A 7,674-nucleotide genomic window follows, 5' to 3' on the forward strand; every position below is an offset into this window, starting at 1 on the left:
CGGACCGGGAAACCGGTCCGCCCCCTTCGCGCGATGCGATCAGGCCGCGAGCAGCTTGCGCACCCGGTCCGCCCCCACCGCCAGCAGCAGCGTGGGCAGCCGGGGGCCGGTGTCCCGGCCGACCAGCAGCTCGTAGAGCAGCGCGAAGAACGCGCGCTGCGCGACCTTCAGCTCCGGGGTGGGCTTGGCATCCGGGGCCAGCCCCGCCTGGATCTTCGGCACGCCGTAGACCAGGGTGGTCAGCCCGTCCAGCGACCAGTGGTCGTCCAGGCCCTCCAGCAGCAGCCGCAGCGATGCGCGCTCGGTCTCGCCGAGTGCGGCCAGCCGCTCGGTGTCCGGCTCCTCGCGCACCCGGGTGCGCTGGTCGGCCGGGACCTGGGTGGTGATCCAGCGCTCGGCCTTGTCGAGCCGCGGCCGCGTCTCCTCCAGCGACTTCACCGGGTTCTCCGGGTCGAGATCGCTGAGGATCCGCAGCGTCTGCTCATCATGGCCGGTGGTGATGTCCACCACCGACGCCAGCGTGCGGTACGGCAGCGGACGCGGGGTGGCCGGGAGCTCCCCGCCCGCGGTGCGGGTCGCGCGGCTGTGCGCTGCGGCATCCGCGGGCTGGGCCGAACCCTCGGCGATCTTGCGCTCCAGCGCGTCCCACTCGTCGTAGGTCCGCTGGATCTCCTGGTCGAAGGCGATCTTGAAGGCCTGGTTGGGGCGGCGGCGGGCGTACAGCCAGCGCAGCAGCGGGGCCTCCATGATCTCCAGGGCGTCGGCCGGGGTCGGCACTCCGCCCTTGGAGGACGACATCTTGGCCATACCGCTGATGCCGACGAAGGCGTACATCGGGCCGATGGGCTGGTCACCGCCGAAGACCTCGCGCACGATCTGCCCGCCGACGACGAACGAGGAGCCGGGCGAGGTGTGGTCGACACCGGAGGGCTCGAAGACCACGCCCTCGTACGCCCAGCGCATCGGCCAGTCGACCTTCCAGACCAGCTTGCCGCGGTTGTGCTCGCTGAGCCGGACCGTCTCGGCGTGGCCGCACGCGCAGGTGTAGCCCAGCTCGGTGGTCTCGTCGTCATAGGAGGTGACGGTGGTCAGATCGCGCTCACATACCGAGCAGTACGGCTTGTACGGGTAGTAACCCGCGCTGCCCGCGCTGCCGTCGTCCTCGGCGGCCGCGCCGGAGCCCTCCGCGGCGGCGAGCTCGGCCTCGTCGACCGGCTTCTGCTGCTGCTTCTCGCCGCCCTTGGCCGCACCCGGCTTGTCCTTGGTGCGGTACCGGTCGAGCACCGCGTCGATCCGGGCGCGGTGCCGCATCGCGTGCAGGATCTGCTCGCGGTAGGTGCCCGAGGTGTACTGCTCCGTCTGGCTGATGCCGTGGAACTCGATGCCCATCTCCCGCAGGGCCTCGATCATCGGCGCCTTGAAGTGCTCGGCCCAGCTGGCGTGGGAGGACCCGGGCGGGGCCGGGACCGAGGTGAGCGGCTTGCCGATGTGCTCGGACCAGGACGGGTCCACCCCGGCCGGGACCTTGCGGTACCGGTCGTAGTCGTCCCAGGAGAGGATGTGGACGCACTCGTGTCCACGGCGCCGGATCTCGTCGGCGACCAGGTGCGGGGTCATGACCTCGCGCAGGTTGCCGAGGTGGATCGGGCCGGACGGGCTGAGTCCCGAGGCGCAGACGATCGGTTTGCCGGGGGCGCGGCGCTCCGCTTCGGCAATGACCTCGTCGGCGAATCGGGAGACCCAGTCGGTCTCGGTGCTCTGAGCCACGGTCGGCACTTCCTTCCTAGCGGTCATGGCACCGCCCATTGTCCCAGACGGAACGGGCACCTCCGGGGCCCTGTGGACAGTCTGTCCACAGGGCCGGAAAACGGGTTGGACACACCGTGAAATACTGGGCTGGCCACATCGGCAACCCAGACCTCTACGGAACGGCATCTCACCCATGGCCTCGGTTCCCTCTCTTGCCGCTACGGTCCACCAGCGCGTCTCGGACGCCCTCTCGGCAGCCCTGCCGGAGGCCGCGTCGGCCGACCCGCTGCTGCGACGAAGCGACCGGGCCGACTTCCAGGCCAACGGGATGCTGGCGCTCGCGAAGCGGCTGAAGGGGAATCCGCGCGAGCTGGCCACGAAGGTCGTGGAGCACATCCCGGTGGCCGCCACCTCGGCCGACCCCGATTCGGTGATCGCGGACATCGAGGTCTCCGGCCCCGGCTTCCTCAACATCACGGTGGCCGACTCCGCCATCACCGCCACCCTCGCCGCGCGCGCCGCCGACGAGCGCCTGGGCGTGCCCCACGCGCCGGACGCGGGCACCACCGTCATCGACTACGCCCAGCCGAACGTGGCGAAGGAGATGCACGTCGGCCATCTGCGGTCGGCCGTGATCGGTGACGCGGTCGTCCGGATCCTGGAGTTCTCGGGCGAGAAGGTGGTCCGCCGCCATCACATCGGCGACTGGGGCACCCAGTTCGGCATGCTCATCCAGTACCTGATCGAGCACCCGCACGAGCTGGACCACAAGGACAAGGCGACCTCCGGTGAGGAGGCCATGTCCAACCTCAACCGCCTCTACAAGGCCGCGCGCTCCCACTTCGACACGGACGAGGAATTCAAGGAGCGGTCCCGGCGCCGGGTGGTCGACCTCCAGGCCGGGGACGAGGAGACCATCGCCCTGTGGCGGAAGTTCGTCGATGAGTCGAAGCTCTACTTCTACTCGGTCTTCGACAAGCTGGACATGGAGATCCGCGACCCCGACGTGGTCGGTGAGTCCGGGTACAACGACATGCTGGCGGAGACCTGCCGCCTGCTGGAGGAGTCCGGTGTCGCGGTCCGCTCCGAGGGCGCGCTCTGCGTCTTCTTCGACGACGTCAAGGGCCCGGAGGGCAATCCGGTCCCGCTGATCGTCCAGAAGTCCGACGGCGGCTTCGGCTACGCGGCCACCGACCTCTCCGCGATCCGCGACCGGGTGCAGAACCTCCAGGCCGACACCCTGCTGTACGTGGTGGACGCCCGGCAGTCGCTGCACTTCAAGATGGTCTTCGAGACCGCCCGCCGGATCGGCTGGCTGAACGAGAAGACCCATGCCCTGCAGCTCGCCTTCGGCACGGTCCTCGGCAAGGACGGCAAGCCGTTCAAGACCCGTGAGGGCGAGACGGTCCGGCTGGTCGACCTGCTGGACGAGGCGATCGACCGGGCGGCGGCCGTCGTCCGGGAGAAGAGCGAGGAGAAGCTGGGCCTGACCGAGGAGGAGATCGCCGAGCGCGGCGCCCAGGTCGGCATCGGCGCCGTGAAGTACGCGGACCTGTCCACCTCCGCCTCGCGCGACTACAAGTTCGACCTGGACCAGATGGTCTCGCTGCACGGCGACACCTCGGTGTACCTCCAGTACGCGTACGCCCGGATCAAGTCGATCCTGCGCCGCGCCGGTGAGGGCCAGACGCCGGTCGCCCACCCCGAGCTGCCGCTGACCCCGGCCGAGCGGGCCATGGGACTGCACCTGGACCAGTTCGCGGAGGTGGTGCGCGAGGTCGCCAAGGGGTACGAGCCGCACAAGCTGGCCGCGTATCTCTACCAGCTGGCCTCGCTGTTCACGACCTTCTACGACCAGTGTCCGGTGCTCAGTGCCGAGGGTGGTCCGTCCCAGGTCGCGAACCGCCTCTTCCTGTGCGAGCTCACCGCCCGCACCCTGCACCAGGGCATGGACCTGCTCGGTATCCGCACCCCCGAGCGGCTCTGATCAGCTGACGGAGCCCCGGGCTCCGGTACGGCCGACAGCGCCCCGCCCCCGTCGCGAACGCGGGCGGGGCGCTCTCATGCCCGTGGACGCGCGGCGAGGATCAGCCGTACCGGGTGAAGTCCCCCGTCGTGATCTTCAATCCGAGTGCCGTCAGCTCGATGTCCTCGCCGTACAACCCGTGGAGGACTCCTTGATAGGCCCCTTCACGGGGCACGGTGTACAGGGTCCATGTGCCGTCCCGGGGGTCGACGATCAGATAGGTCGGCACGCCCGCGTCGGCGTACCAGCCGACCATGTCCCGGGTGTCCTTGGAGCTGTTGCCCTTGGAGACGACCTCGCAGACGAGCTCGACATCGCCGGGGTCGGCCAGCCATTCGTCCGACTCGCCGAAGCCCGCGTCGCAGACCAGGAGATCAGGCGTCGCGTAGTCGTCCTTGTCCCCAGGCATCGACACGGATGCGACCTGGTAGGGCGCCAGGTGCTCCGCCATACCGGGGCGCAGCTGGTCGTAAAGGGCGTTGATGATCCCGGCGTGCCTGCCACGCGGGGTCGGGGACATCATGAGAACTCCTCGGATGATCTCGGCACGCAGGCCACTGGCTTCCTCAGCTGCTTCGGCGGCCTTGCGAAGCGGGGTCATGCCGGGCTCCGGCGGAGTGAGGCCCATGATGTCCTCTCTTCCGACAAGCGATGTCGTCATGGTGTATTCCCTTGCGATACGAAATTCTAGCCGCGGGAACGGCCGCCCTACCGTGACCGTGGCAGTCCCCCGCCGCCCGCGTCAGCCAGGGCGCCGGAGTTCACCGAACCGAGTGATGGGCGCCCTGACCGGGGACAGCTGGGCAGGTGATGTCCCCGGCCGGGCGCTCACCGGTCAGCAGGAAGTCGGTCACCCGGCGGTCCGCACAGGCACTGCCGCCTCCCCCCGTGTAGGCCGCGCCGTGGCCCATCGCGTCCACGCTGACCATCCGCGCCCGGTCGCCATAGGCGCGCCGCAGCTTCAGGGCCTCGCCGTACGGGGTGGCCACATCGCGCTTGTTCTGCACCAACAGGACGTTCGACGGGCCCTGGTCGGTGATCCGCACCGGCTTGTCGCGCGGGGTGTCGTGCCAGAACGCGCACGCCGAGACGTTCACCGGCATCCCGGCGGTCAGCGGGTGGCTCTCGCGGCTCGCGGCGACATCGCGCGCGTAGCCGGGCAGGGACCGCGGCCATTCCACATCGTTGCAGAGGGTCGCCAGGGACACCGCCGCGATGTCCTGACCGGGGTCGGGCGGGATCGTGCCGGGCACCTTGCCCGCGTCCGCGTCCACGATCAGCCGGGCCAGGCCCTCGAAGCCGTTCCGGGAGAACAGCGCGGTGAGCACGCTCTGGCGGAACACATTGCCGTTCAGCTCCGGCGGGTTGGCACCGGGCCACGCCAGCGGCTTCGCGTCCAGCCGGCCGGCCAGGTCCAGCACCCGGCGGCGCACCCCGGCGGGGGTTTCGGCGAGCCGCACCGGGCTGTCGGGGGCGGAGGCCCACGCGGCGAAGTCCGGGAAGGTGTCCTCGACGCCGACGGCGTAGTTGGCGAGCCAGCCGCGCCCCACCCGCTCCGGATCCGGGTTGTCATTGCTGTCCAGCACCCAGCGGTCGGTGCGCTCGGGGAACATCTGCGCGTACACCGACCCCGCGTAGGTTCCGTAGGAGGTGCCCCAGGCCGACAGCTTCCGCTCCCCGAGCGCCCGGCGGATGCTGTCGATGTCCCGCGCCTCGTTGACGGTGCTGAGGCTGCGCACCAACTCACCGCCGTTGCGGGCGCAACGGTCGGCGATACGGCGTCCCGTGGTCACGTTCCGCGCGATGCTCCCGTCGGCGGCGGGCCAGGGGCGCGAGGCGGTCAGCGACAGATCGGCGGTGGACAGCCCGCAGTCGGCCCGGGTGGACGCGCCCAGACCGCGAGGATCGAAGCCGACGAGGTCGTAGGCGTCCCGCACCGACCGGGGCAGCCGCTTGCCGTACGTGGTGGGCCGGTCCAGGCCCGGTGACCCCGGGCCGCCCGGGATCAGCAGCAGGACGCCCCGGCGCTCGTGCGGCCGTTCACTGGCGATCCGGGAGACGGCGAGGGAGATCCGCTTCCCGTCGGGGTCGCGGTAGTCCAGCGGTACCTTCAGCGTCGCGCACTCCTGGCGCGGATCGGACGAGGTGCCCGGACAGGGCCCCCAGTCGAGCGGCCGGCCGGCGGCGGCCGAGGGGTCGCCGACGGCCGCGTCGGCGCCGGAGACGGTGGTGAGCACCGCGGCCGTGGCGGCGGTGGCGAGGGCGAGCGCGGTGGTCCTGGCGGAGAGGGTTCGCATGACATCGAGCCTCGTGGAACCGGGCTGACGATCCCATCCGGCCACCCGGCGGACGCCCTTGGGGGCTAACCCCCGCCCGTCCGTCCACCGGTCGGCGTACTCTGGCCGGAACACGATCGTCCTCTTTGCGACAGTTTCCGCCATGGGCACAACCTCGGACGGCTACGGTCCGTCAAACCCCTTGTACATCCCTTGTCCACTCTCATGGGGGTTCGATATGCGACGGTGGGGGACCGCGCTCGCGGCGATGGCGCTGGCGGGAGCAGGACTGGCGACGACGATGGGGACGGCGCACGCCGCCGCCAAGCCGTCGGCGGCGGCCGCCTGCGCCACCAGCTGGGGCAGCGGCGAGAAGAGCGCGCAGACGGCGGCCTACAAGCCGCTGGAGAACATCAGGACCGGTCGGCACGAGTGCTTCGACCGCATGGTCTTCGACGTCAAGGGCGCCACGGCCGCCGACAAGACCGGCTACCGGGTGAGTTACGTCGACACCCTCTACCAGGACGGTTCCGGTGAGGAGATCCCGGTCGGCGGCGGCGCCGTCCTGGAGATCCGGGTGGCCGCACCCAGCTACGACCCGGAGACCGGGGCCGAGGCGTACCCGGGCCGTGCCCGCAAGCCTCTTCCGGGTGTGAACCTGACGGGGTACAAGACCTTCAAGGACACCCGGTTCGGCGGCAGCTTCGAGGGCGACACCCAGGTCGGGCTGGGCGTGCGGGCCCGGCTTCCGTTCCGGGTGTTCCAGTCCGACGGCCACGTGATCGTGGACGTGGCGCACTCCTGGAACGCGGTGCGCTGACCCCGGACGACGGGGGCGGACCCGTGTCCGTCCCCGTCCCGCACGGGCCGGCCGCCGTGTCCGGCCGGCCCGTGACCCGCGCCGTGGCCCGCCCCGCCCTCGTAGCAGGATGGGAGCATGACCGAACCGGCAGAGACCTCCATGGCCCCCCGCCCCGCGACCCCCGGACTGCTCGACGGCAAGGTCGTCCTGATCACCGGCGCCGGACGGGGCATCGGCGCCGCCTCGGCCCGGCTGTTCGCCCGTGAGGGCGCCGCGGTGGTGCTGACCGCCCGCACCGAGCCCCAGCTCAAGGCCGTGACCGAGGAGGTGCGGGCGGCGGGCGGCACCGCCGACTACGTGTGCTGCGATCTGGCCGACGCGACCGGTGTCCAGGCGGCGGTGGACCGGACGGTCGAACTCCACGGCAGGCTCGACGGCGCGTTCAACAACGCGGGCGCCGCCATTCCGCCCGCCCCGCTGGCCGATGTGACCGAGGCCGACTTCGACTTGATCACCACTGTCAGCCTCAAAGGCGTCTGGCGCTCCATGGCGGCCGAGATCAAGGCCATCCAGTCCACCGTGGGCCGGGGTGCCATCGTCAACAACTCCAGCGTCGGCAGCTTCCGGGGCAACGCCGCACTGCCCGCGTACGGCGCGGTCAAGCGGGCCGTCAACAGCCTGACCGAGTCCGCCGCGATCAGCTACGGGCCCGAGGGCATCCGTGTCGGCCCTGTTCTCGTATAGCTACGGCCAGGTGGCGTGTAGCGCTGAGTGACGGCCCGGGGCTGTCGTTTCCCTCCTTCGATCGTCTCGTTGAGCTG

Annotated in this window: 5 protein-coding genes and 1 pseudogene; 3 read left to right on the top strand and 3 right to left on the bottom strand. The window is 70.8% G+C overall.

Features of this window, described 5'->3' with window-relative positions; all coding sequences use genetic code 11:
* Positions 1-39: 39 nt before the first annotated feature.
* A complete protein-coding gene (gene lysS / locus AC07FT_RS25420) occupies positions 40-1,794 on the bottom strand; it encodes a lysine--tRNA ligase (protein WP_479178209.1) in 1,755 nt (584 codons plus the stop codon).
* 148 nt (positions 1,795-1,942) lie between these two features.
* On the opposite strand from lysS, the gene argS reads away from it, so the two are divergent.
* Entirely contained in the window at positions 1,943-3,736 is a 1,794-nt protein-coding gene (gene argS / locus AC07FT_RS25425) for an arginine--tRNA ligase (RefSeq protein WP_479178210.1), read from the top strand.
* A 100-nt stretch (positions 3,737-3,836) separates the two neighbouring features.
* Here the strand turns inward: argS and AC07FT_RS25430 are convergent, their stop codons facing one another.
* Both AC07FT_RS25430 and AC07FT_RS25435 read right to left on the bottom strand, forming a co-directional pair.
* On the bottom strand, positions 3,837-4,436 hold the full coding sequence (locus tag AC07FT_RS25430; RefSeq protein ID WP_479178211.1) for a Uma2 family endonuclease: 600 nt from the start codon (positions 4,434-4,436) through the stop codon (positions 3,837-3,839).
* 100 nt (positions 4,437-4,536) lie between these two features.
* On the bottom strand, positions 4,537-6,072 hold the full coding sequence (locus AC07FT_RS25435; RefSeq protein WP_479178212.1) for an alpha/beta hydrolase: 1,536 nt from the start codon (positions 6,070-6,072) through the stop codon (positions 4,537-4,539).
* A gap of 217 nt (positions 6,073-6,289) precedes the next feature.
* On the opposite strand from AC07FT_RS25435, the gene AC07FT_RS25440 reads away from it, so the two are divergent.
* Positions 6,290-6,871, top strand: a complete 582-nt coding sequence (locus AC07FT_RS25440) for an AMIN-like domain-containing (lipo)protein (RefSeq protein WP_479178213.1) — start codon at positions 6,290-6,292, stop codon at positions 6,869-6,871.
* A 117-nt stretch (positions 6,872-6,988) separates the two neighbouring features.
* Positions 6,989-7,588 (top strand): annotated as a pseudogene (locus AC07FT_RS25445) (SDR family NAD(P)-dependent oxidoreductase); the annotation flags it as partial.
* Positions 7,589-7,674: the final 86 nt, after the last annotated feature.

The organism is Streptomyces sp. NPDC045899, assembly GCF_056431485.1.